The organism is Halomonas sp. KX33721 (genome assembly GCF_001596805.1).
Lineage (GTDB): Bacteria > Pseudomonadota > Gammaproteobacteria > Pseudomonadales > Halomonadaceae > Vreelandella > Vreelandella aquamarina.
In genome coordinates this window covers 46,533-71,445 of the sequence record NZ_LVIA01000022.1, presented here as the reverse complement: position 1 = coordinate 71,445, position 24,913 = coordinate 46,533, and the positions used below count along the sequence as shown (strand labels likewise).

The 24,913-nt window shown below is 56.4% G+C and carries 19 protein-coding genes and 2 pseudogenes; 8 read left to right on the top strand and 13 right to left on the bottom strand.

Annotated elements, in window-relative coordinates; all coding sequences use genetic code 11:
- Nucleotides 1-33 precede the first annotated feature (33 nt).
- The 6 genes and pseudogenes from A3220_RS09510 to A3220_RS09490 all read left to right on the top strand — a co-directional run bounded on the left by A3220_RS09510 (nt 34) and on the right by A3220_RS09490 (nt 6,396).
- On the top strand, nt 34-1,176 hold the full coding sequence (locus A3220_RS09510; protein WP_062374577.1) for a site-specific DNA-methyltransferase: 1,143 nt from the start codon (nt 34-36) through the stop codon (nt 1,174-1,176).
- A gap of 77 nt (nt 1,177-1,253) precedes the next feature.
- Nucleotides 1,254-1,385: pseudogene (locus A3220_RS17940) on the top strand (DNA methyltransferase); the annotation flags it as partial.
- A 184-nt stretch (nt 1,386-1,569) separates the two neighbouring features.
- On the top strand, nt 1,570-1,995 hold the full coding sequence (locus tag A3220_RS17935) for a hypothetical protein (RefSeq protein WP_062374576.1): 426 nt from the start codon (nt 1,570-1,572) through the stop codon (nt 1,993-1,995).
- Nucleotides 1,996-2,005: 10 nt separating this feature from the next.
- Nucleotides 2,006-4,834, top strand: coding sequence for a DEAD/DEAH box helicase family protein (locus A3220_RS09500; protein ID WP_062374574.1), 2,829 nt, complete (start codon nt 2,006-2,008; stop codon nt 4,832-4,834).
- 18 nt (nt 4,835-4,852) lie between these two features.
- Nucleotides 4,853-5,851, top strand: coding sequence for an AAA family ATPase (locus tag A3220_RS09495; protein ID WP_062374572.1), 999 nt, complete (start codon nt 4,853-4,855; stop codon nt 5,849-5,851).
- Nucleotides 5,848-6,396: a hypothetical protein gene (locus A3220_RS09490; RefSeq protein ID WP_054645381.1), complete on the top strand. Its 549-nt coding sequence runs from the start codon at nt 5,848-5,850 to the stop codon at nt 6,394-6,396. Before A3220_RS09495 ends, A3220_RS09490 begins: the two co-directional genes overlap by 4 nt.
- A 25-nt stretch (nt 6,397-6,421) precedes the next feature.
- Here A3220_RS09490 and A3220_RS09485 read toward each other — a convergent pair whose 3' ends face one another.
- The 8 genes and pseudogenes from A3220_RS09485 to ptsP all read right to left on the bottom strand — a co-directional run bounded on the left by A3220_RS09485 (nt 6,422) and on the right by ptsP (nt 16,365).
- Nucleotides 6,422-6,712 (bottom strand): hypothetical protein, encoded by a 291-nt coding sequence (locus A3220_RS09485; RefSeq protein ID WP_062374570.1) that lies wholly within the window; start codon nt 6,710-6,712, stop codon nt 6,422-6,424.
- Nucleotides 6,706-7,086: a gamma-glutamylcyclotransferase family protein gene (locus tag A3220_RS09480; protein ID WP_062360270.1), complete on the bottom strand. Its 381-nt coding sequence runs from the start codon at nt 7,084-7,086 to the stop codon at nt 6,706-6,708. The genes A3220_RS09485 and A3220_RS09480 overlap by 7 nt, the downstream gene beginning before the upstream one ends.
- A 45-nt stretch (nt 7,087-7,131) precedes the next feature.
- On the bottom strand, nt 7,132-8,406 hold the full coding sequence (locus A3220_RS09475; protein ID WP_062360272.1) for a type II toxin-antitoxin system HipA family toxin: 1,275 nt from the start codon (nt 8,404-8,406) through the stop codon (nt 7,132-7,134).
- A complete protein-coding gene (locus A3220_RS16880; RefSeq protein WP_074210730.1) occupies nt 8,403-8,660 on the bottom strand; it encodes a helix-turn-helix domain-containing protein in 258 nt (85 codons plus the stop codon). Before A3220_RS16880 ends, A3220_RS09475 begins: the two co-directional genes overlap by 4 nt.
- A 236-nt stretch (nt 8,661-8,896) precedes the next feature.
- The gene (gene pgi, locus A3220_RS09470) at nt 8,897-10,564 is read right to left on the bottom strand and encodes a glucose-6-phosphate isomerase (protein ID WP_062374568.1); all 1,668 of its coding nucleotides are present in this window, start codon (nt 10,562-10,564) and stop codon (nt 8,897-8,899) included.
- A gap of 224 nt (nt 10,565-10,788) precedes the next feature.
- Nucleotides 10,789-12,528 carry a PTS fructose-like transporter subunit IIB gene (locus tag A3220_RS09465; protein WP_062374566.1) on the bottom strand — a complete coding sequence of 580 codons (1,740 nt, stop codon included), beginning with the start codon at nt 12,526-12,528 and terminating at the stop codon, nt 10,789-10,791.
- Complete coding sequence (gene pfkB, locus A3220_RS09460) at nt 12,525-13,496, bottom strand: 1-phosphofructokinase (protein ID WP_062374564.1); 972 nt, start codon at nt 13,494-13,496, stop codon at nt 12,525-12,527. The genes A3220_RS09465 and pfkB overlap by 4 nt, the downstream gene beginning before the upstream one ends.
- Nucleotides 13,496-16,365: pseudogene (gene ptsP, locus A3220_RS09455) on the bottom strand (phosphoenolpyruvate--protein phosphotransferase). The gene pfkB and the pseudogene ptsP overlap by 1 nt, the downstream one beginning before the upstream one ends.
- Before the next feature lie 237 nt (nt 16,366-16,602).
- On the opposite strand from ptsP, the gene cra reads away from it, so the two are divergent.
- On the top strand, nt 16,603-17,577 hold the full coding sequence (gene cra, locus A3220_RS09450; protein ID WP_062374562.1) for a catabolite repressor/activator: 975 nt from the start codon (nt 16,603-16,605) through the stop codon (nt 17,575-17,577).
- A 35-nt stretch (nt 17,578-17,612) separates the two neighbouring features.
- Here the strand turns inward: cra and A3220_RS09445 are convergent, their stop codons facing one another.
- Together A3220_RS09445 and pyk are read right to left on the bottom strand one after the other, a co-directional pair.
- Complete coding sequence (locus A3220_RS09445; RefSeq protein ID WP_062374559.1) at nt 17,613-18,089, bottom strand: methylglyoxal synthase; 477 nt, start codon at nt 18,087-18,089, stop codon at nt 17,613-17,615.
- 54 nt (nt 18,090-18,143) lie between these two features.
- Nucleotides 18,144-19,610 carry a pyruvate kinase gene (pyk, locus tag A3220_RS09440; RefSeq protein ID WP_062374557.1) on the bottom strand — a complete coding sequence of 489 codons (1,467 nt, stop codon included), beginning with the start codon at nt 19,608-19,610 and terminating at the stop codon, nt 18,144-18,146.
- Between the two features lie 243 nt (nt 19,611-19,853).
- On the opposite strand from pyk, the gene gap reads away from it, so the two are divergent.
- Nucleotides 19,854-20,858 carry a type I glyceraldehyde-3-phosphate dehydrogenase gene (gene gap, locus A3220_RS09435; RefSeq protein ID WP_044629385.1) on the top strand — a complete coding sequence of 335 codons (1,005 nt, stop codon included), beginning with the start codon at nt 19,854-19,856 and terminating at the stop codon, nt 20,856-20,858.
- A gap of 14 nt (nt 20,859-20,872) precedes the next feature.
- On the opposite strand, the gene A3220_RS09430 is transcribed toward gap, so the two are convergent.
- From A3220_RS09430 to A3220_RS09420, 3 genes are all read right to left on the bottom strand, one after another.
- Nucleotides 20,873-21,922: a LacI family DNA-binding transcriptional regulator gene (locus A3220_RS09430; protein WP_228168883.1), complete on the bottom strand. Its 1,050-nt coding sequence runs from the start codon at nt 21,920-21,922 to the stop codon at nt 20,873-20,875.
- A 179-nt stretch (nt 21,923-22,101) separates the two neighbouring features.
- Entirely contained in the window at nt 22,102-23,208 is a 1,107-nt protein-coding gene (gene ugpC / locus A3220_RS09425) for a sn-glycerol-3-phosphate ABC transporter ATP-binding protein UgpC (protein WP_062374555.1), read from the bottom strand.
- A 65-nt stretch (nt 23,209-23,273) separates the two neighbouring features.
- A complete protein-coding gene (locus tag A3220_RS09420; protein ID WP_062374554.1) occupies nt 23,274-24,890 on the bottom strand; it encodes an alpha-glucosidase family protein in 1,617 nt (538 codons plus the stop codon).
- Between the last annotated feature and the right edge of the window lie 23 nt (nt 24,891-24,913).

Below are 24,913 nucleotides of genomic sequence, written 5' to 3'. Positions count from 1 at the left end.
ATAGAACCACACCGCATCAGGAGAAAGAATCTAATGGACACAAGCCATCATACGACTGAGATTAATGAACTAGGACACAGCCCTGATGCCCAGCAAGAGCGACAGCAGCAGCTTTTAAACCTGCTACGCCAAACCGCTCCTGAAGTGATTAGCGACAACCAGTTAAACCTGGAGCGCCTCAAAGAGCTGATGGGAGAAGAGCGCCTGGCACCTGCCGAGCACTATGAGCTGAGCTGGGCAGGTAAAAAAGACGCACGGCGTGAGATTCAAAAGAAAACCAGCCACACCCTACGGCCGGATGCCAACAACCCAGAAAGCGCCCAGCACATGCTGATTGAAGGGGAGAACCTGGAAGTGCTGCGTGTGCTGCAGAAAAGCTACTACGGCAAGGTTAAGATGATCTATATTGATCCGCCGTACAACACCGGTAACGACAGCTTTGTGTACCCGGATGACTATTCGGAAACTCTGGAAGAGTACCAGAAACGGACCGGAGAGAAGAACGAGGCTGGTTTTTTAAACAAGCAAAGTTTGTGGAAGAAAAATAGCAAAGAAGGCGGACAGTACCACAGCGCCTGGCTGTCGATGATGTACCCACGCCTTTATCTTGCGCGGAATTTGTTGCGTGAAGATGGCGTGATCTTTATTAGTATTGATGATAACGAAGCGGCAAATTTGAAGCTGCTTTGTGATGAAGTTTTTGGAGAAGATAATTTTTCTGGATTTTTTCTTAGACAGAAAAAGAAAAAACCCTCTTTTCTTCATAGTAACTTCGGATCAATGTATGAATATATAGCTTGCTATGCTAAAAATTTTAAACTTTCTCCTCCATTCTCGGTTGATGTGACAACAGCAGGGAAAAAGTACCCCTTAAACAACTCAGGCAACTCATTAAGCACGCTTTTGTTTCCATCAGGCTCCGTTACCTTTTCTAAAAAAAATGAAACTTATTATCCTTGCGATATGAGTGAGGGGAATATTTTAACTGAATTGCTAGATAAAGTGCAGGTTGTGGAATATAAAAATGTAAACGAGTTTAGGTTGAAGGGAGAGTTTAGATATAGTCAGTCAAGGCTAAATGAAATAATTGAAAGCAATGACGTTTTGACAATTACCAAGTCCCCTTTTCGCCCTAATCATGTTAGGTCTGGCGGTGAAATAAAAAAAAATGCATAATCATTTGTCCCCCAGCACTTATAATGTAGGAACTAACGAGGATGCTTCATCTGAATTAGAAGAAATTTTGGGCGGCGATTTTTTTTGACAATCCTAAGCCTTTCTCTTTAGTCAGTACTTTATGTAAAGCAGTCACACATGATGACTTAAATTCAGTTGTTTTTGACTTTTTTTCAGGTTCCGGAACGACCGCTCATGCCGTCATGGAACTCAACGCAGAAGACGGCGGCAATCGGCAGTCTATTAGCGTCCAGCTACCCGAAAAGCTCGAAGAAAATAGCGAGGCTTATAAGGCCGGTTACCGCACCATTGCGGATATTACCCGTGCCCGTATCGAAAAAGTCATCGCCAAGCTAAAAGCCGAACACCCGGAAAAAACGGAAGGGCTGGCCTGTGCCCATTTCACCTTGGCCCCCCAGCAACTTCAAGGTATGGAACAGCGAGCTGAACGACCCCGGCGCCATTCGCCAACAGCTGGATGCCCTGCAGAACACCGAAAAACACGCGGACGAACAGACCGCCATGCTCACCGAGCTACTGCTGAAAAATGGCTTGGGTGCCCTGGGCGTTCACGCCGTCAGCAAGCCGCGCACCCTGGCCTGCGGCGTTACCGTGCACCGGGTGTTACGCGAAGACGACCGCTACCTGTGGCTCTGCTTTGAGCCCTATGTTGATGCCGTGCGTGACGAGATTCTTAACGCCAACCCTGCCCAAGTGATTATGCTTAATTCCTGCTTTACGGGAACCCAAGGCGATGAACAGCTCAGCAACCTGCAGCTTGAACTGGCCGCGCAGGATATCAGCCTGCTGGTAATTTAAGGAGCTTGATATGTCACACAAGATGACGCTGCAGTTTACTCATCAGGCCTACCAGGAGCGTGCGGTGCAGTCGGTCGTGCAGGTGTTTGACGGCCAGCCGCTGGCCACCGGGGAGTTTGAACTGGTCAGTTCCACTGCCAGCGTGAACTACGCCGGGGATGGTAGTATTGGCAATTCGTTGGTGCTCACCGAACAGCAGGTGCTGGAAAATGTGCACAAGGTGCAGGCCAGCAACGGCATTGAAACCGTTGCCACGCTGCAGGCCGACCGCTGGACCGTCAAGAGCGATGAGGGGCAGGTAAGCGACGAGTTTTGCCCACACTTAACCATCGAGATGGAAACCGGTACCGGCAAAACCTACACCTTTATTCGCACCATGTATGAATTGAATAAGGTGTACGGCTTCAAGAAGTTTGTTGTGGTAGTGCCCAGCGTAGCAATTCGTGAAGGCACCATGAAAAACCTGGAAGTCACCCGCAGCCACTTCGCCGCGGACTACGCCAACGTGCCCTGCCTGCCGATGCTCTACGACAGTAATCGGCCTAATGACTTACGCCATTTTGCTCAAAGCGATGCGTTGAGCGTGCTGGTGATCAATATCGACAGTTTTTCCAAAGATATTGATGATAGCAACGCCACCAAGAAAAAAAGCATCAATAAAATCAACCAGAAAGGCGAAAGAGCCTTCGCGCCGATTGAGTACATTAAAGCGGTCAAACCGATTGTGATTGTCGATGAGCCGCAGAACTTTGAAACGGATATTCGCCGTAAAGCCATACGCAATCTCAACCCGTTATGCACTTTGCGCTATTCGGCCACTCATAAAAACCCCTATAACCTACTGTATAAACTAGACCCGGTGCAGGCCTATGACCTGGGGCTGGTCAAGCAGATTGAAGTGGATGGTGTTGAGTCGGATCAAAGTCAGAATCAGGCGTTTATAGAGCTGGTTGCCATTGAACAAAAGGCCAAATCATTAACCGCCAAGGTGGTGATAGACGTTAATGAAAAAACCGGCGTTAAGCGAAAAAGCGTGAGCCTCAAGGTAGGCGATGACCTCTATAAAAAATCCAAGTACCGTGAAGTCTATGCGGATGGGTTCATTCTTAATGAATTTTTAAGCGATACCGAAATTGAGTTCAATAAAAACGGTGTCCTGCGCCTGAACGAACAGCGGGGCGGCCTAAGTGATGATGTGATGCGCTTTCAGATCGAACGCACCGTGGCCGCGCACTTTGCCAAGCTGAAAAAAGTCAAGGAAAGCGGCATTAAAGTGCTCAGCCTGTTCTTTATTGACAAGGTCGCCAATTACCGCGCTTATGATGATGAAGGCAATGCCGTACCCGGCAAGTTTGCCCAGTGGTTTGAAGAGGCTTTCGAAAAGTACGCCGCCAAGGCGCACTATAAAGATTTGATTCCTTACTCTGCCAGCGAGGCACATAACGGCTACTTCTCAGGCGATAAAAAAGGCAAAGGGGCCGCCGCCAAAAAAATATGGGTGGATAGCACCGAACGCGGTTCTAAAAAGGATGATGATACTTATACCTTGATCATGCAGGACAAAGAGCGGTTGTTAGATATGGCAGAGCCGCTGCAGTTTATTTTTAGCCATTCGGCCCTGCGGGAAGGCTGGGATAACCCCAATGTGTTCCAGATCTGCACCCTGAACGAAACCCAGAGCCAGATGAAAAAGCGCCAGGAAATTGGCCGTGGCTTGCGCCTTGCGGTGAACCAACAGGGGGAACGGATACACGACAAAAGCATCAATGTGCTCACGGTGATTCCCAATGAAAGCTACGAGGTGTTTGCCCGCACTCTGCAGCAGGAAATTGAAGACGAAACCGATGTCAGCTTCAAAGGCCGGGTGAAAAATGCCCGCGCCAAGGCGCGGGTACAGCGCAAGACGTTAAGTGCTGGTGACGAAGCGCTTTTCAAGGCGATCTGGCAGCGCATCAATTACCAGACCCGCTACAGCGTGACACTGGATACGCCTGAGCTGATTGAAAAATGCGTGGAAGTTTTAACGGATACTAACCAGTATCCTAAAGTTCAGGCTCCCAAGGTGCGCTCTCGCAAAGCCAAGCTGCACATGAATGAGGAAGGTATTCAGGGTGTGGAAACCGGTATTGATGAAAGCAACGCCAGTTACCAAAACGTGCCGGTACCGGATGTTTACGCCTACATTCAAAACCGTGTGCATCTGACGCGCGCCACCTTGTTTGCGATTCTTGACCAGTCCAATCGCCTGGATGAGCTGCTGATCAACCCCCAGGCGTTTCTGGATACCGTGGTTGCTGCGATTAAAACTGAGCTTCAAGCGCTGCTGGTGAAAGGCATTGAGTACCATGAAATCAACGGCAAACGCTACGAGATGACACTGTTTGATGAGCCTGTAGAAACCTACCTGAGCAGCGTCTACCCGCAAACCCGCGATGATGTAACCACCCCCTTGAACAAAACTCTGCTGGAAGCCCAACCGCTAGAGAGTGATACTCAAGACCCTAAGGGCGACGCTTTCAGCTGTGTAATGAGCGACAGCGAGGTAGAAAACACCTTTGCCCATGAGTGTTCGCTCGACCCTCGCGTCAGGTTCTTCTTCAAGCTGCCGGGCAAGTTCAAAATTGCCACCCCGCTGGGCACCTACAACCCTGATTGGGCAGTAGTGTTTGAAAATGAAGAGCGGGTTTACTTCGTTGCTGAAACCAAGTCCAGCACTGTCAAGACAGACCTGCGCCGTAATGAAAGCTTAAAGATTGAATGTGGGCATAAGCACTTCTCGCTGACTGATGATGTTACTTTCAAGGAAGTCAGCAGTTTAAGTGCACTGATCTCTCAGTAAACCACTGAAGGAAAGCGTATGTTCCAAACCCTGGCGTTGGAGAATTTTACCGCCTTTAAGGAAACCTCTTTCGAGTGGTCGCCGGGCGTGAACGTGCTTATCGGTGCCAATGGCACCGGTAAAACGCATATCATGAAATTAATGTATGCCTTGCAGATGCAGGGTCACGATGCGGCTGAACTGAAAAAGAAGCTGGCGGCGGTTTTTCGCCCTAGCGGCGATAAAGTATCACGCTTGGTTAACCGCAAAAAAGGCAGCAATACGGCGCGCATTAGCTTGTCCAACAGTGCGGCCCAGTCGTTATCGCTTACCTTTGATACCACTCGGCATAACACGTTTGAACTCCAGGGTGAGTGGGCTGTCGAGCGTTCCCCCGTATTCATTCCCGTTAAAGAGGTGCTCTCTTTCGCTCCCGGCTTTATCTCGCTCTATGATAAATATGAGCTCGCGTTCGAGGAAGTCTATTACGATATTATCAAACAAGCTTACTTGCCTGCCCGCAAGGGAATGCCACTCAATGATGAAAAGCCACTATTAGAGCTCATCCGCAAGACGGTAGGTGGAAAGGTGACATTAGAGGGAGATGAATTTCACCTTAGCGCAGGAAGTAAGAAGTTGGAAATGTCGCTGGTGGCAGAAGGGCACCGCAAATTGGCTCTGATTTGGCAGTTGATCCATAATGGCTCGCTATTTGCCAACAACACACTATTTTGGGATGAGCCAGAAGCGAACCTTAACCCTGCGCTCATGCCAGAAGTGGCTAAAATTCTGCTTATGCTTGCAGAGCGTGGTGTGCAAGTATTTGTAGCAACCCACGATTATGCCTTTCTGCGGGAATTGGATTTTGCGCGTCAGGAGACGCCTACACGCTACTTCTCCCTTGAGCTAACGCAGGAGGATGGCGTTATTGCACATAGTTTCAGCCGCTACCGGGACATTCGGCCTAATAAAATTGCGGACGAGTTTCAGCGCCTTTATGATTTGGAAGTTCGTCACTCGCTGGGGGACTTTTCGTGAAACCCTGGGAGGCAAAGCCGGAGTGGTGCGAGTCTGATTTATACTTTGATTTTTCTCAAGCTCGTCAAGTGATTAAGCTAGACGACCAAGTGGCAGCCGCTGGTTTAACGCACCTATTAAAGGGTGGCGTTGATTTTGTTGTGGAGTGGGACACGCAATTATGGCTGCTGGAAATTAAAGACCCAGAGAGCGGTGCTATTCCTGAACAGCATCGAGAAAAGCAGAGGCAACGCTTTCTTGCGGATATCGTCAGCCAATCGCTTATCGAGCGGCATTTATTCCCGAAACTGCGTGACAGCCTTATCTTTTTGGGGTTGGAGTATGGCGTCGTCAATAAGCCGCTGCGCTATATTACCTTAATAGGTTTGAGTGACTTAGAGCCTGCTCAGTTAGCAGGTTTACGAGACAGGCTCTGGCGAACAGAATGGGTGTCTGGGCCGCGTTATAGCGGTTGGCGCAAATCCTTTGATGTGCAGGCGTTCAACGTTGATCAATGGAATCGCCTGATGACCAAGTGCCCTATACTGCGTATCAGCCAGCAGTAGGCGGCTTTTCTTGGCGTTCATTACCCTACACAAACCCCATTGGCTGGCGCTGCCCTTGCTGTTCGCGCTCTTCCAGCGTTAGCGCATCCAGTAGCGTATTCAAGCGGATGGGCAGCCCTCGTAAGTCCAGTTGGTCTAGCGCTGTACGCATGTTGCCGGGGGTTAGGCGGCGCTGGGCTAGGTGGTTGGCGGGAATGGTGGCTAAACGGCGGTGGTCGCGTTCGGGTAGAACGGCTTTCAGCAGTTCGCGCAGCGGCTCGGGGGCTAGCGTTAGCTTTAGGTGTTGCCGACACCATAACGTAGTGATGACTACCACTCGCCACTGTCCATCAGCGACCCTTGCTCAACGGCTGGGTTGTAGATGTAGCACCAAGCGTCACCGTATTGGGTAGGGAGAGTCGTGCGGTTATAGAGGCCTTGGCTTGGCGCGTGGTGAAAGTAGCCCTCTAACTGGTCGAGCCGCGCTAGCTGTTCAGCGTTAATGGCATACACCTCCACCGCAACGCCTGTGGATGGCGTGAGCTTAGCGCCTGGGTAGGGGCCAAGGTCGTAAAGTGTGATCCCCGTTAAACGGTCTTGACCCAGCATATCTGCGCCGTTTAACCAATGATGATTGCGATGCCCGTGCTTTAACGTGCCGTACACCGCCACCCGAGGGCAGCGCTGAATGGTTTGGTGAAGGTGATTCATTGGGTTGCTCATCTCGATTATCGAGTGTCTTGCAAAAGGGTGACGTTACCAAAGCGCCGCTTTCTTGCACTGCTTTACAATGTGGTGGCGCTGTTGTTGCAAGCGTAACCAAGCGTTATCGGGTAATCCTGCATCTTTCAGTGCTTGCTGCATCTCTTTTGAGTCGGCAAATCGAAGCAGTAACTCTCGTAGACGTTTAATCTCTCGCTTGATAAACGGATAGCTAAGCTGGCTCTGCTCAGCTAGCAGTTTCCAGTCACGAGATAAAAGCTGCATGGCGTTGTTTTGGTAGCCAATAGAGAATGCCAGCCTCGAGTCATACCCTAAAACAACGGTACCTATCAAATCGTAAGCGGGAGCAATACGCCATTTGCCTTTTGCATCTTGTAGCAGTGATACATTTTTTGCGTGGCCATCGCTATTACCCACCAGCACGTTAAAAATTTGCCAGCGGAGCAGCTGTTGTAATGATTGTGCAGGAGGCTTACATACATCACGTAAAAGGTGAAAACAGTCGGCCAGTGTCGGTCCACCGTACTCTTGATACTTTTGCGTACGTGACATGCCCATTGCTTGGCATAAATCTTCCTGGTGGATGCGCTGTAGTGAGCCGTTTACCCATGCTCTATCGTAACGCTCTACAACCAGTAGGGGATACCGCCCTGCATAACGTACTGAGGTGGAGGGGCAATCAATATCGACAAGCGCTGCCAGCGTATTGAGGTAGAGTTCGTTAAAAATAACGTGGTCGCGCCCATCTACCGCAAACTTAACGATATGTGAGGAAGGAGCAGTGCCTTGAGGCAAATAAAAAGTTTCATCACGCCAGATGACGGGTATTTTGTCCTGTGCGCCCGCCAGTGAAAGACGTGGCTTGGGTGCTTGTTGTGACTCTGCAAATAGCGCATAGCGTTGCTTAAAAGCAGCCCACTCATTAAGCCTTTCTTGTGAAAGGGGCGTATCGCAATCATGGCGATTAGAAGGTTCTGGTGTTTGATGAGGCGGCAGAATCGATAGTGCTCCGGCGCAATCCCCACCAATAGCGGCAAGCAGTGAGAAGTCGTCATCAGGAATGCCCAGTTGGCGAATAAGAGCAGCGCGCGCCTGCTCTTCTGGCAGCAAGTTGCCAAACCAGTGGTGGGCGGTCAGCGTTTCGGGCGGCCATGTTCGTTGGTTTAAAGGAAGGCTATTGGAAATTGCTTGTCCGCTAGCTTGCCACTCTTCGTCATATTCAAAGCCCATGAGACGGCCATCTAAACCACGCCAGAGGGTACCTACTCGCTGATGGTTTTGCCAAACGATAAGCTGGTCTGGGGTCATAGATCACTATCCATGGGCTGGGCGAGAAGCTCTATGCCAAGTGTTTCTAACACGCGTAATACTCTTCCTATGCCACATGTATCACGGCCATTTTCGAGTTCACTTAAAAAACGAATGCTGACGCCGCATAGTCCTGCCACCGTCTCTAGTGTCAGATGTTGGCGTTTGCGGGCTTGTCGAATTAACAGGCCGAGACTCTTGGCGGATTCAATTGAGTGAAGGGGCGTTTCCGTCGTTGCTGGCAGGGTACGCATACATGCTCCATTTTCCCGATAAGGAAAATTTCTGGATGAAAACAGATATACTAGCTGATCTTTCCCTATAGGGAAAATAATGCGTAGGATGATCGAAAAGAGAGGCCTTTATCCCTATAGGAAAGAGCAGGCAGATGTTTGCTACTCATCCGCCGAGTTTTGAAATGAAGCTAGGTAAGCCAAGGCTCAAAAAAGTGCCCCCACAGCAGTAGGGGCACTGGTGAGCCATAGTTGCTTTATCGCTTCTTCCGCACCGGTTTTTTATCGCTGCTTGCTGGCTCGGCGCTATCGGCTTTGCGTGCGCTGCTGGGAAAGTGCGCTCGTACTAACTCCAGAAGCCCCTGGGTGGAAGCGTCGAAGTCGGCGGCGTTGGCGTCGATGCGCTCGCTGATTTCACCGGCGATGCGCTTCCCTAGCTGTACGCCCCACTGGTCGAACGAGTTGATGTTCCAAATCACGCCCTGCACGAACACTTTGTGCTCGTAGAGCGCAATCAGCGCGCCCAGGTTTTTCGGCGTTAGCTCGTCGAGCAGCAGGGTGCTGGAGGGGCGGTTGCCGGGGCAACTGTAGGGGTCGAGCTGGCTAAGCTCTTTGCTGTCGCCTTGGCTGCCTTCCATAAAGGCGTTGGCTTGGGCCAGCATGTTGGTCAGCAGGGCGAAGTGGTGGTCTTCCACGCCCGGTTCCGGCTTGAGCGAGGCGATAAAATCGATGGGCACGTAGCGAGTGCCCTGGTGCAGCAGCTGGAAGAAGGCGTGCTGGCCGTTGGAGCCGGTTTGGCCCCACACAATCGGGCCGGTTTTGTAGTTCACCGGGTGGCCGAAAATATCCACCGACTTGCCGTTAGACTCCATATCCAACTGCTGCAGGAAGGAGGGCAACTGGTTCAGCGCTTGGTCGTAGGGCACGATGGCCTGGGTTTCCGCGCCGATAAAGTTGATGTACCAGATGCCGATCAGCGCCATCAGGACCGGCATGTTTTGAGCGAAAGGTGCTTCGATAAAGTGCCGGTCCATCTCATGGGCGCCTTCCAGCAGCTCGATAAAGCCTTCAAAGCCAATCGAGAGCGCAATCGGTAAGCCGATGGACGACCACATGGAGTAGCGGCCGCCCACCCAGGCCCAAAACTCAAACACGTTCTCTTCGCGAATACCGAACTCCATCGCCGCTTTGCGGTTGGTGGAAGCGGCAATAAAGTGCGCGCCCACGTCGGCGTCTTCGCCAGCGTTCTCCAGGAACCAGCGCCGCGCAGTCTTGGCGTTGAGCAGGGTTTCCTGGGTGGAGAAGGTTTTCGTAGAGACGATAAACAGCGTGGTGGCCGGGTCGAGTCGTGAGAGCACTTTCTGAATATGGGTGCCGTCCACGTTAGAAACAAAGTGGAAGTGCAGCTCCGGGTGGCGATACTTCAACAGCGCACGCACCGCCATGTTGGGGCCGAGGTCCGAGCCGCCAATGCCGATATTGACCACGTCTTTAATACGCTGGCCGTTATAGCCTTTCCACTCGCCACTACGCACCGCTTCCGAGAACAGCTTGATCTGCTCACGGGTGCGGGTGATTTCTGGCATCACATCTTCGCCGTCCACATACACCGGCTCATCGCCAAGATGGCGTAGCGCGGTGTGGAGTACCGGACGGTTCTCGGTCACGTTGATAATGTCGCCAGAGAACATCTGGGCGCGGCGCTGCACTAGGGCGGAGTGGTCGGCTAGCTCAATCAGTTTGGCCAGCACTTCATCCGACACCTGATGTTTGGAGTAATCTAGAAAGAGGCCGCCGACGCGCAGGCTCATTTTTTCAAAGCGCTGCGGGTCATTCGTAAAGTAGTCACGAATGCGGTCATTGGCGGTTTTATCGCGCAGGCGCTCTAGGGCCTGCCAAGTAACGCTGCGAGTGAGTTGAAACATAACGGGCGGTCCTGTTGTTTTTACATCTGTTTTACATCGTTATCGCTAACGGGGCGTGTCCGACCCCCTGGCGTCGCTGTTATTTATGTAAAAATACTACATATTGCGCGCGTGAGAACAACAGCTAGCGAAAAATGGTTAATAAAACAGCGGGGTGGTGGTCGTTTTGAATGTCTGACTAAAAAACAAAAGGGCGAGATTGCCTCGCCCTTAGTGTGCCGCTTTTAGCTGGCAACGGCTACTTGGGCAGCGCCACGTTTGATAAACGCGTAGCCCAGACCGGTGATCAATGAGCCCACCACAATCGCGCCCAGGTAAAGCAGAGCGGGAGTAATGGCGTTAGGAATCAGCAGCACGAAGATACCGCCATGGGGGGCCATCAGCTTGGCACCCACCAGCATAGAAAGCGCACCCGTGACCGCGCCACCGGCGATACAGGCGGGAATCACGCGCAGCGGGTCTTTCGCCGCGAAGGGAATCGCGCCTTCACTGATAAAGCACAGGCCCAGCACGAACGAGGCTTTGCCCGCTTCCCGCTCGGGGGCAGAGAACTTGTTACGCGCCACGAAGCTGGCAATGCCCATACCAATCGCGGGCACCATGCCGGCGGCCATGATCGCGGCCATTGGGCCGTAGGTTTCAGAGGCCAGCAGGCCGACGCCAAAGGTGTAGGCCGCTTTGTTGACCGGTCCACCCAGGTCGAAGCACATCATGGCCCCGAGCAGAATGCCCAGCAGTACGGCATTGGTCGAGCCCATGGACTCCAAAAAGCTGGTGAGCGCGCTCAGCACGGCAGCCACCGGCTCGCCAATCACGTAGATCATCGTCAGGCCGGTGACCAAGCTGGCAATCAGCGGGATGATCAGAATCGGTTTGAGCGACTCAACGCTGGAGGGCAGTTTCACGTAGCGCGTGACGGCGAGGGCCACGTAGCCCGCCAGGAAACCGGCCAAAATACCGCCGATAAACCCAGAGCCAATCTCGGCGGCGAGCATACCGCCAATCATGCCGGGGGCAATACCGGGGCGGTCGGCGATGGAGTAGGCGATGTAACCTGCCAGAACGGGAATCATCAACGCGAAGGCCGTGCCGCCACCAATCTGCATCAGCGCGGCGGCCAGGGTGCCTTCTTCCTGGAACGCTTCGATACCGAACACGAACGAGAGGGCTATTAACAAGCCACCCGCCACCACCATGGGCAGCATAAAGGACACACCGGTTAGCAGGTGTTTATAGACGCCTTTCTCTTTCATGCCTTTTTTGGCGGTGGCGCTGCTGCTGGCGGCGCTGGTGCCATCTTCAACAGCGGCATCGGTGAAGGCAGCCTCCAGGGTCGGGCGCGGCTTTTTCAGCGCGTTGCCGGTAGAGGTGCGATAAACCCGTTTACCTGCAAAGCGTGACGGGTCCACTTCGATGTCGCAGGCCAATACGACCACGTCCGCGTCGGCGATTTCCGCTTCCGTGAGTTTGTTTTGCGCGCCCACCGAGCCTTGGGTTTCCACGCGAATCTGGTGGCCCATGGCCTTACCCGCTTCGGCCAGCGCTTCGGCGGCCATAAAGGTGTGGGCAACACCGGTGGGGCAGGCGGTGACGGCAACGATTTTTTTGCCGCCCGCACTGTTAGTCGGGGCCGCAGCAGTGGCTGCTGGGGCACTGTAGATCGGCGCTTCCCGCTTAGCTTGGCTTAAGAAGGCGCTGGGGTCGGGCAGGGCGCTGGCAATGGGGGCCTGGAATAGCCGCTTGCCTTCAAAACGTTCCGGAGCGGGTACGTGGTCGGCGGCCACGACGATCAAATCGGCGTTAGCAATCTGCTCGGCGCTGGCGGCTTGCAGTGGCGCAATCTCACCGTGCATCTCTACATGAACGTTCCAGCCCAGCCGCATGGCGGCTTGCTCTAGGCGCTTGGCGGCCAGGAACGTGGTCGCCATGCCGCTGGGGCAGGCGGTAATCAGGATTAGGTTCATCGCGTGGCTCCCTCGGTGTGGGTGTCGTCAAGACGCCGTACCCGGGTCTGTTGTTGGAGTGAGTCAAAATCATCGGCGTGGGAAGTGCCTACGCCAACATGGCGTACCGCTTCGGCAGAAAGCGCCGTGGCGAAACGAAGCGTATCGACGGGTGTATGCTGGCTCAGCAGTCCATGCAGCATGCCCGCCACAAAGGTGTCGCCCGCGCAAACGGTATTGGTGGCAGTGACGGTCGGTGGCGTGGATTGCCAAATGCCGTGCTGGCTCACCCATAAAACGCCTTCAGCACCCGCTGAAATCAGCGCGTGTTCGATGCCGCTGGCGTGCAGCCGCTCGGCGGCGGCTTGGCGCTGCTGTTCGGTATCGAGCGCGCTTCCTGCCCAGTCGGCCAGCTCGGTTTCGTTGGGTTTTACGGCGGCAGGCTGCGCGGCAATCGCCGTGAGCAGTGCCGGGCCGCTGGTATCCACCCACAGCGGCACCCCGAAACCTTTCAGGAAGGCAAGCAGCTCGCCAAACGCGGGTTGGTCGATGCCGGGAGGCAGGCTGCCTGCGATCACCACAGCCTCAGGCGGCGCGCTACCTTCAAACAGGCCGCTTAACGTGGTGCGTAAAGCCTCCAGATGGGCGGCTTCAATGGGCATGCCGGGGCTGTTGATATCGGTCACCCGACCGCTCTTCTCGGCCAGTTTGGCATTGATGCGCGTGTTGCCCGGCACCCGCACAAAGGCATCTTCAACGCCGTAACGGGGGAAGGCGAGGCTGAACGGGGCGTCGTTCTCTTCGCCCAAGAAGCCGCTGACGATCACCTCGTGACCTAAACTTGCCAACACCCGCGCGACGTTCACACCTTTACCTGCGGCTTCCAGCTGCGCGCCGGTGGGGCGGTTGACATGCCCCAGCGTCAGCGCATCCAGGTTGAAGGCGAGATCCAGCGCTGGGTTGAGCGTAATACAGACAACTCTTGCCATCAGCTGGCCTCCAGGGCGTCGCGGACTTCATCGCTAGTGGCTTTGCTCAGCGCTAACTGGGCGCTGGCCTGGGCTTGGGCAAGATCAAACTCGCGCAGGCGGGCTTTGACCAGCGGGATTTGGCGTGCGCTGACGGAGAGTTCATCGACACCTAAGCCCACCAGAACCGGTACGGCCATGGCATCAGAAGCCAGCTCGCCGCAAACACCGACCCATTTGCCGTGAGCGTGGGCGGCCTCAACAGTCATTTGAATCAACCGCAGTACCGCTGGGTGCAGGCCATCGGCTTGGGCGGATAGCTCTGGGTGGCCGCGATCAATCGCGAGGGTGTACTGGGTTAAGTCGTTGGTACCGACTGAGAAGAAGTCGACCTCGGCGGCCAGCGTCGGTGCTAGCAGAGCGCTGGAAGGGACTTCGATCATCACGCCAAGCTGTACATCGGTAGCGCGCTGCTGCGGGGAGATCTCGTTGAGCAGGCGGTCGTAAATCGCCTTCGCCGCGCGGAACTCGGCCACGTCTTTGACCATCGGCAGCATAATGCGTAGCGGTTTACCGACGGCGGCCATCAGCAGCGCGCGAATCTGGGTTTCCAACACTTCTGGTTGGGTCAGCGCTAAGCGAATACCGCGCAGGCCGAGGAAGGGGTTGTCTTCCTGGGGCACCGGCCAGTAGGGCAGCGGCTTGTCGCCGCCGACGTCCAGGGTGCGGGCGACGAGCGGGCGGCCATTAAGCGCATCGGTGGCTTCACGGTATTCGGCGATTTGCGTGGCGAGATCCGGCGCGCTGGAGTAGGCCATAAACAGGAACTCGGTGCGCAGCAGGCCGACCCCTTCCGCGCCGCGCTCTACCGCATCGGCGGCGTGGGCGGTGTTGCCCAGGTTGGCGGCAACCTCAACCCGGTGGCCGTCGCGGGTTTGCGCCTGCTCGAAGCGCAGCTCCCAGGCGTCCGCTTCACGCTGCTGCTGGTCGAGCAACTGCTGCTCGGCGCGGCGCAGGCGCTCTTCAGACGGCTGCGAAGTTACACGGCCGCGCTCGCCATCCAGAATCATCATGCTGCCGTTGTGTAGCGCCATGACCGCTTCACCGGCGCCTACGACGGCAGGAATGCCCAGCGCACGGGCCAAAATCGCGCTGTGGGCGGTGGCGCCGCCGCGCACGGTCAGCAGGCCACGCACGCGGGAGGTATCCAAGCGGGCCACATCGGAGGGGCCGATATCGTCCATCACCAAGATATAGGGGTGGTCGGGCGGCTCGGGCAGGCTGACGTCGCAAAGCACGCCGAGCACGCGGCGGCCGACATCGCGCAGGTCGGCGGCGCGTTCGGCCAGCAGCCGGTCGGCCAGCATCTCTTGGGCGTGGGCGGCGGTGTCGATAGCTTCCCACCAGCCCGCTTCCGCTGAGCGGCCTTCGCGAATGGCGTCAATCGCCGCCTGGTGCAGTTCGGGGTCGTCGAGCATCTCTTCGTGCATGGAGAGAATGTCGGCCACTTCGCCGCCGGGGGCTTTGTGTACCAGCGCCTGAAGCTGGGCAGCCCCTTCTTTTAGCGCTGCCTCCAGGCGGGCGATCTCGTCGTCGGGCTGATTGGCGTGCTCAGGATAGTCGAACTGCATCGGGCGAATGACGAACACCGGGGCAATCGCCAAACCCGGCGAAGCGGCAACGCCAGAATGGGGCGTATCGGCAGCGAGTGGTTCGACGGCGGGCTTACTGGTGCTAGCGGCTGGGGCCGCGTCGCGACCGCCATCGAAGGGCGTGACTTTCTCACCCAAGCCACTCTCGACGGCGGCGGCAATGGCGTCTAACGCGGCATTTGCCTGTTCGCCCTCGGCGGAGAAAATCAGCCATTGGCCACGGCGTGCACCCAGGCCAATCACTTTGGTCAAGCTGGCGGCGGAGACGGTAGTGGCGCTGCCCTCTTCCAGGCGTACGTTGATGGGCATGGGCTGGGCACGAGCGATCTGTACCAGCTGTTTGGCCGGGCGGGCGTGCAGGCCGTGGGGGTTCAGAACGCGCACGCGGCGGGTTTGGGTGCTGGCGGTTTCACCGGCCAGCGCTGCCAGCAGTTGGGCGCTATTTTTGCCCACAAAGCTGTCGCTTTCGCCGTTCTCTAGTACCGCCATCAACTGTTCGAGCAGCGGCCGGTGGGCATCGCCGCTGGCGGCCAAGCAGAACAGCGCATGAACCGGATGACCGCCATGCTCGATGGTGCTATCGGCGGGCGTTGCCACGCCTAGTGCGGGCTGGTTGACCCCTTGGGCGTGGCTTGAAAGCCATAAGCCTTTACCCAACCACTGGGGCTGGGCGCTCGCCACGGCACTAATAAAGCCGTTATCCACGCAGCCGCTTTGACGCAGCCGCGCTGCCGCCGCCAGGGCCAGTTCCTGCGGGTCGCGGGCGGGGAAGTTAACACACAGCGTATCGGCATCCAGGCGCGGTGCTAATGACGGCTTCGAGAGCAGGCGCGCAACATCGGCGGCGGAGCTGGCGCGGGCTAATTCGGTTGCTACGCCGTCGCGGTCGAGAACGTGGGTAGCTGGCGCAGAATATCTAGGTGCTCGTCGTTTTGTGCCGCAATGGTGACCAGCACATGTACGGTGTGGCCGTCGTGCCACTGCACCCCTTTAGGGAACTGCAGCACCCGTACGCCGGTACGTTTGACGTGATGGCGGCTTTCTGGAGTGCCGTGGGGAATGGCAATGGCGTTGCCTAGGTACGTTGAGGACTGCGCTTCGCGGGCGTGGAGGCCATCGCGATACTCGGCCGCAACCAAGCCAGCCTCTGCCAGAGCGTTGGCGGCGCTGTCGAGCGCAGCTTGCCAGTTGTCCGCGTGGCGGTCGAGCAAGATGTCATCGGGGCCGAGTGTCAACATAGGGGTCTCCTGTAAACGCGGTCAGGCAACGGCAACGTCTGCGATTGGCGGCGAAAGTGCGCGCATAAAACGTTAGTCGTAGATCGTTAAGGTTAGCTGGATGAATCGTGTCACCTGTGGTTAGTTGGCTATGCTGAATCGATTCACTTTTTGGCACAAGGGTTGTTTCTTTAGACTTTTGTCTGAAGAGGGTAAAACGGCTGCTAAACTGCCGTCTTCATTTAGGGAGAAACCAGCATGACACTTGCCGATATTGCCCGGCTCGCCGGGGTTTCGCGCACCACGGCAAGCTATGTAATCAACGGCCAGGCTGAACAGCGGCGCATTAGTTCAGCTACCATCGATAAAGTGATGGCTGTGGTGCGTCAGCACCGCTATCACATTGACCCCCAGGCAGCCGCGCTGCGCCGGGGCGCTAGCCGGTTGATCGGTTTGATCGTGCCGGATTTGGAAAACATCAGCTACGCGCGCCTCGCCAAACGCCTGGAACGCGGTGCTCGCGAGCGCGGCTACCAGCTGTTGGTGGTGAGTTCCGATGACTGCGCGGATAGTGAGCGCACGCTGGCCTTGGCGCTGCGTGCCCAGCGCTGTGAGGTGCTGATTACCGCCAGCTGCCTGCCGGAAAACGACACCTTTTATACGGATTTGGCCGACGAAGGCTGGAGCGTCGTTGGGATGGACCGTGGCCTGACCCCCGAGCGTTTTGCCAGCGTGGTGAGCAATGACCAAAAGGCGGCTTACGCGCTGACGCGCTCGGTGATGACGAGTTCAACACGGCGCATTGCCTGGTTGGATGCCATGCCCGAACTCTCGGTGAGTCGTGAGCGGCGTGCGGGCTTTTTTGCCGCGCTGGAAGGGACGGGGGTTGAAGCCGTTACCTTTAGCGGTGGGCGCTACGAGCGGGATGTGGGCGTTGAACTGGCGCAACAGCTCTTTGCTGCAGGCGAGGTAGATGCGCTGGTCACGGCCTCCTACGCGCTGATGGAAGGTGTGTTTGATGAACTGCTTGCCCAGGGCGGGCTGCCAGAGACGCTGCGGTTAGCCACTTTTGGTGACCACCGCCTGTTAGATTTTCTGCCCCAGCCGGTTAATTCGGCGCTGCAGGATTATGACCGCATCGCCGAGCTGACGCTTCAGTGCGCGCTGGGCGCGATGAATGGAAGCTACCAATGCGGGCAGCAGGTGGTGGCACGCCACCTGCGTACTCGCTAAGTAAGAGGTGCGCGCGGCTATACCGTGCGTGCCTATTATACCGTGCGGGCCTTTGCCCAGGCATTCGCGTCTGGAATCGACATATCGTAGCGTTCGGCCAAGTAGGGCGAGGAGAGCAGAAAGTCGGCACTTGCCGCATTACACGCTACCGGCACGTTCCATAGCGCCGCTAAACGCAGCAGCGCTTTCACGTCCGGGTCGTGGGGCTGCGGTGCAAAGGGGTCCCAAAAGAAGATCAGCACGTCGAGCTGCTGCTCGGCGATACGCGCCCCGATCTGCTGGTCGCCGCCTAGCGGCCCGCTCATTAAGCCTTCCACTTCTAGCCCCAGGGCGGTTTTCAGCCGCCCGGCGGTAGTGCCTGTGCCAATCAGCGTGTGCTGGCTGAGTGTGTCTTGCCAGCGCGTCGCCCACTCCAGCATCTCGGTTTTTTTGCCATCGTGGGCAATCAGCGCAATACGCTTGCGCGGTTGCAGCGTGCGCACGGCTTGGCGGGGTGGGCGGGCATCGTTCATGGCATGGCTCTCCTGGTCATTCGCTTATTATTGATAGTGCGGCGAGGCGGTTAGTTACTCGGCGTCAACGGCCAGTACTTTCATGGTGTTGGTGCCGCCGTGGGCATTCATGTGGTCGCCGCGAGTAAGAATGACATGCTCGCCTGGGCGTGCCAATCCATGGGCCTTCAGCAGCTTGATGGCTTCCTGGTTCACTTCGGTCGGCTCCATGTGCGTGGTATCGAATGGAAGCGAGACCACGCCGCGGTAAAGCGCCATGCGCCGCTGGGCGATGGGGCTATGGGCCAAGCCTACGATTGGCAGGCCCGACCGAATGCGCGAGGCAATCAGCGGCGTGTAGCCGGTGGAGGTCATGCAGGCAATGGCGCGTACGCCGGTCAGATGGTTGGCGGCGTACATAGCGGAGAGTGCGATGGTTTCATCGATCCGCTCGAAGCCTTCATGGATGCGGTGGCCGGAGGCTTGAGCAATGCGCTCCCGCTCGGCACCCAGGCAGACGCGGTCCATGGCTTCAATGGTTTCCACCGGGTAGTCGCCTGCCGCCGTTTCCGCAGAGAGCATCACCGCATCGGTGGCATCCAGCACGGCATTGGCCACGTCGAACACTTCGGCACGCGTAGGCAGCGGCGACTCTATCATCGACTCCATCATTTGGGTGGCGGTGATCACCGCGCGATTCAGCGAACGGGCATGCTTGATAATGCGCTTTTGCGTGCCGATCAGCGCCTCATCGCCAATCTCTACGCCCAGGTCGCCACGAGCGACCATGACTGCTTCTGACGCTTCGATGATGGCGTCTAGAGTTTCGTCGTTGGCAACGGCCTCGGCACGCTCCAATTTCGCCACCAGCCCGATCTCTTTGCCCTCGTCGCCCAGTAGAGCACGCGCTTCCTGCATGTCGGCGGCGCTGCGTGGGAACGAAACGGCGAGGTAATCCACACCAATCTCGATGGCGGTTTTCAGGTCTTCTTTATCCTTATCGGTCAGCGCTGGGGCGGAAAGGCCGCCGCCTTGCTTGTTGATGCCTTTATTGTTGGACAGTTTGCCACCCACGTGAACTCGGGTGTGAACTTCTTGCCCAACGATAGACGTGACGTTCAGCACGACGCGGCCGTCATCCAGCAGCAGGCGGTCGCCGGGTGAAACGTCATCTACCAGCGCTTTGTAGTCGCAGCCAACCCGTTCGGTGGTGCCGCTATTAGCATCCATGGCCATATCGAGCACAAACGCTTGGCCGATGTCTAAGTGGATAGCGCCTTCTTTGAAGCGGGAAATGCGAATTTTAGGGCCTTGCAAGTCGCCCAGTGCCGCTACGCTGCGGCCTAAGCGCTGAGCAATCTCGCGTACTTCGGTGAGGCGGCGGCGATGATCATCAGCAGAGCCGTGGGAGAAATTCAGCCGCACCACGTCAACGCCCGCTTTTAGCATGGCTTCCAACACCCCGGGGCGGTCACTGGCTGGGCCAAGCGTGGCGACGATTTTGGTACGACGAAGGGGGGTTGGGGACGTTGCGCGTGTCATAGTGGTACTCCTAATGAGCAGCGTGGGCTGAACATAGACTATAAAAAGGGCTGATGAATCGTTGATTAAGTATTGGACTACGATAGCCTTTATATAGTAATTTTACTACATATTGGATAGTTATTAGCCTTTAGGGGCGGTTATGGCAGGTTTTAATCGGCCTATAGGTGACTAAATACGTATTTTTAGTAATTTTTTTACTGGATACGCCATCTACGACCACTGCTTGATTGAGGTGCTACCATGACAATAAGAGTTGCCATTAACGGATTTGGACGGATTGGCCGTAACGTACTGCGTGCGCTGTACGAAAATGGCTACCGTGATCGCGTTCAGGTGGTTGCGATTAACGATCTGGGCGACCCTTCCCTAAACTCCCATCTGCTGCGCCACGATACCGTTCACGGCCATTTCCCATTTGCGGTCGAGCACGATGCAGAGAGCATCAGCGTGGATGGGGATCGTATTGTGATCTCTTCTGAGCGCGATCCGGCCAACCTGCCCTGGGCCTCTATGAATATTGACCTCGTCATGGAGTGTACCGGTCTGTTTACCAAGCGCGAAGCGGCGGCCAAGCATATTGCTGCAGGCGCAAAGCGCGTACTGATTTCTGCGCCTAGCCCGGATGCGGATGCCACTATCGTTTACGGTGTGAATGACGACATTTTGACCGCCGAGCACACCGTGGTATCAAATGCTTCCTGCACCACCAACTGCTTGGCTCCGGTCGCTAAAGCGCTGAACGATGCAGTCGGTATCGAAAACGGCCTGATGACTACCGTTCACGCTTACACCAACGACCAGAACCTGTCGGATGTGTATCACTCCGACCCCTACCGTGCGCGTAGTGCCACCCACTCCATGATTCCGACCAAAACCGGCGCGGCGGCAGCCGTGGGTTTGGTACTGCCGGAGCTAGCGGGTAAGTTCGATGGCCTGGCCGTGCGCGTGCCGGTGATCAACGTTTCTCTGGTGGATCTAACCTTTACTGCGGGTCGTGATACCACCAAAGAAGAGATCAACGCGATTGTCGAGAAAGCCGCCGCAAACTCCCCGGTCTTGGCCGTCAACGCCCAGCCGCTGGTGTCTATCGACTTCAATCACGATGCGCACTCGTCTACCTTTGACGCTAACCATACTCGCGTTAATGGTCGTCTGGTGAAGATCATGGCGTGGTACGACAACGAGTGGGGCTTCTCCAACCGTATGTTGGATACCGCCATCGCCATGCAGAAAACCGCCAAATAACTCCTGTTTGATCTTTAAGGGCAGGTATCGCCCAGCAGCAGCTCGGTTTTGAGCAGCTGCTGGGTTTTTGGTATTCGGCCTAAAATCATTTTGGCTGCCACACGTCCTTTACCTGCGCTGTCCTGGCGTACGGTGGTTAAACGTGGCGCCCGGTACTGCCCTTCGGCAATGCCGTCAAAGCCGGTAATTCGTAACTCCCCTGGGACGTGAATGCCTCGCTGCTCTGCTAGCGTTAGCGCAGTGAGTGCAATTCGGTCTGACATGCATAGTAGTAGATCTGGACGCTGCTCAGCGGGCAGATCGATGATCTCGGTAATCACCGGCGAGCACACGTCAAACACGTTCTCTTCAATATTCCACAGCGGAACCTGTTCGGTATCAAAGCCATGCTCAGTGAGCGCGGCATGAAAACCGGCCAGGCGCGCACGGCTTATCGTGCTGCTGTCGGGCAGCATCGTGTGCTCTTTGGTCACCCGGCCATTGCAGTGCTCTTTAGTTAAACGCAGGTTGATAATGGCAGGCCGAAGAGGGCGCTGCTTAAGCGCATGGGTTGCCATCGCGTAGCTGGCATCACGATCATCGATGTGCACGGTAGGGCTGCCGTCGATATCGAAGTCTACCGACACCAAAGGGCGTTGAGAGGACAGTTCGTTCAGCAGTTTATTGTTGGGCATCAGCCCGTAAACGATAAATCCATCGGCGATATTAGCCGAGCCGGGTGGCTGGGAAGCATGGCCTCGGCCCGGTAATAACAGCATGGTATGGCCGTGGGCATCCAGCACTTCAGCCACGCCAGAGAGAAACTCACTGGCCACGGCATCGTTCAGGCTGTAAGTCAGGCTTTCGGCCAGAATCACCGCCACGATGCTGGAGCGTCCGGTGCGCAGGCTGCGTGCTTTGGCGTCGGGTCCACTATACCCCAGCCGCTTAGCTTCCTTAAGAATGCGGTCGCGCAGTAGCGGGGAGAGCTGGTCGGGTCGGTTAAAGGCGTTGGAAATCGTCGCGGTTGAGACGCCGAGTTCGAGCGCAAGATCCTTTAGGGTCATTCGGCGAGGGGCGGTCACGGTGCTTCCTAAACAGGTGAAGAACGTTAGCGGAGAGGGTGCGTGCCTGACACATATACAGCGCAGGCTAATTATTAACTTGTAGTGCACAAGAATAACGGCCTTGATGGTGTGACGACTACACTCTTTGGGAAGACGTTTCACCCAGCCAAGGCCGTGATGGGGCTTTCTAGCAGTATTTAAGCTGCTGTGCGTGTAGCAGAGAGGATTAACGCGGCCCCGCTTTCGTCGAACAGATGTACATGCTCGGTATCCGGTACCAGCGATACCTGCTGGCCCTCTTGCCACTGGCTGGGCGCTTCGCTGCGATGGATCAGCAAGGTAGAGCCCTCTTTCGGCTCCAGATACACGTAGACTTCGTTACCCAGGTATTCAACGTTGACGATATCAAAGCAGTTATCGCCCTGAGGCGCTTCCAGGCGAAGGTGCTCGGGGCGCACGCCAAGTGTGAGCGAGGTGCCTTTCGAGTAAGCGTCGCCCGCTTGGGGCAATGATACTTCTCCCACTCCCGCCGCTTTCACTCGGCAGCCGTCGGCGGTGCCGCTCAGTAGCTCGGCGGGCATAAAGTTCATGGTGGGCGAGCCAATAAAGCCGGCGACGAACTTGGTGGCCGGACGCTGGTACAGCTCGTGAGGGCTGCCCACTTGCTCGATATGACCGCGGTTTAGCACCACGATTTTATCCGCCAGGGTCATGGCTTCGACCTGATCGTGGGTGACGTAAATCATGGTAGAGCCGAGACGGTTGTGCAGGCGGGCGATCTCGTTACGCATCTGCACCCGCAGCGAGGCATCCAGGTTGGAGAGCGGCTCGTCAAACAGCAGAATGCGCGGCTCCCGCGCCATGGCACGGCCCATCGCCACCCGCTGGCGCTGGCCGCCAGAGAGGGCTTTGGGCTTACGGTGTAAAAGCTCTTCCAACTGCAGGATTTTTGCCGTGCTCATCACCCGCTCGTGAACGGTCTCTTTGGCGGTGTTGGCCAGCTTAAGACCAAACGCCATATTGTCGTAAACGGTCATGTGCGGGTAGAGCGCGTAGGACTGAAACACCATGCCTACGCCGCGTTCACGAGGCGGTAAGTCGTTGACCACGGTGCCGCCAATATTCAGGTCGCCATCGGTGATTGATTCAAGACCGGCGATTAAGCGCAGCAGCGTGGATTTACCGCAGCCGGAGGGGCCAACAAATACGACAAACTCACCGTCGCCAATGGAAAGATCAACGTCTTTGATGATGTGATCGCGGCCAAATACCTTATTGACCTTTTCAAGCGTAACACTTGCCATGGTAACTCCTTGCCGACCTCGATCGGAGCGGGTCGGCTATCGTTATTAACTGTTATGGGCGGCGTTTAGGCAACCTGCATAAAGGCGGCTTGGTACGCGGGCAGCGTGAGCGTGCTGCCGTCTCGCGTGGCGGTAAAGTGGGCGACCGGCAAGTCGCTGGCGACCTCCACAGGCAGGGTGGTTTGCTGCTCTTGCCCGGTCAGGTTGAACACGCACAGCAGGGTCTCGTCGCCTTTTTGACGGGTAAAGCCAAGTAGCTCCTCGCCAACGTCTACCAGTGCCAAGTCGCCATCGAACATGGCCGGTTGGCTGCGGCGGAACGCTAGCAGGGCGCGTACGGTGTTGAGCGTGGCGTTGGGGTCATCCTGCTGGCGGCTCACCGCCAAATCCAAGTGACGAGCTTCCATGGGCAGCCACGGTTCCACCGGAGAGAAGCCGCCCTGTTCGCCGTCGGTCCACGGCATGGGCGTGCGGCAGCCGTCGCGGCCTTTAAACTCAGGCCACAGCACTTTGCCGTAGGGGTCTTGAATGCGCTCGAAGGGCACGTCCGCTTCCGGCAGGCCCAGCTCTTCGCCTTGGTACAGGCACACACTGCCGCGCAGTGAGAACAGCATGGCCAGCATCACTTTCGGGTAGGCGTTGGGGTCTTCGTCAGCCCCCCAGCGAGTCGCGCTACGCACCACATCGTGGTTGGAGGTTGCCCAGCAGGGCCAAGCGTCGCCTGCTAAGCGCTGGAAGCGTTCAATCACTTCGCGCAGGTAGCTCGCGGAGTGGGGCATGTTGAGCAGGTCGAAGGTGTACGCCATGTGCAGCTTATCGCCACCGGCGGTGTACTCGGCCATGCGCTCTAGCGGGTTATCGTCGCCAATTTCACCTACGGTGGTGGTGCCGGGGTACTCATCCATCAGCGCACGGAGGTCTTTGAGGAAGTCCAGGTTTTCCGGGCGGCTGAGGTCGTAGACATGGCGCTGCCAGGTATAGGGGTTGGCTTCCGGGGCGCCCAGGGTTTTGGCTTCGCCTTTGGTCACCGGCGGGTTGTCCCGCAGCTCGGCATCGTGGAAGTAGAAGTTGACCGTATCCAAGCGGAAACCGTCGACACCCAAATCCAGCCAGAAACGCATGTTGTCGAGCTGTGCCTGACGCGCTTCCGGGTTGTGGAAGTTGACGTCCGGCTGGCTGGTCAGGAAGTTGTGCAGATAGTACTGCTGGCGCCGGGAGTCGAAGGTCCACGCCGAGCCGCCAAAAATCGACAGCCAGTTGTTGGGCGGCGTGCCGTCGAGTTTCGGGTCGGCCCATACGAACCAGTCGGCTTTAGGATTGGTGCGATCCTGGCGGCTCTCCTGGAACCAGGGGTGCTGATCGGAGGTATGGCTGATCACCTGATCGATCATCACTTTCAAGCCCAGCGAGTGAGCTTTTTCCAGCAGCGCCTTGAAGTCGTCCAGGGTGCCGAACATCGGGTCTACGTCGCGGTAGTCACTCACGTCATAGCCAAAGTCGAGCATCGGCGAGGTGAAAAAGGGCGATAGCCAGATGCCGTCCACGTTGAGGGAAGCCACGTAATCCAGCTTTTCGGTGATGCCGTTCAGATCGCCTACGCCGTCGCCACGGCTATCTAAAAAGCTGCGCGGGTAAATTTGATAGATTACACCGCCGCGCCACCACATCATGTTGTCTTGCATTACTGTGTTCCTTAAAAACGGTT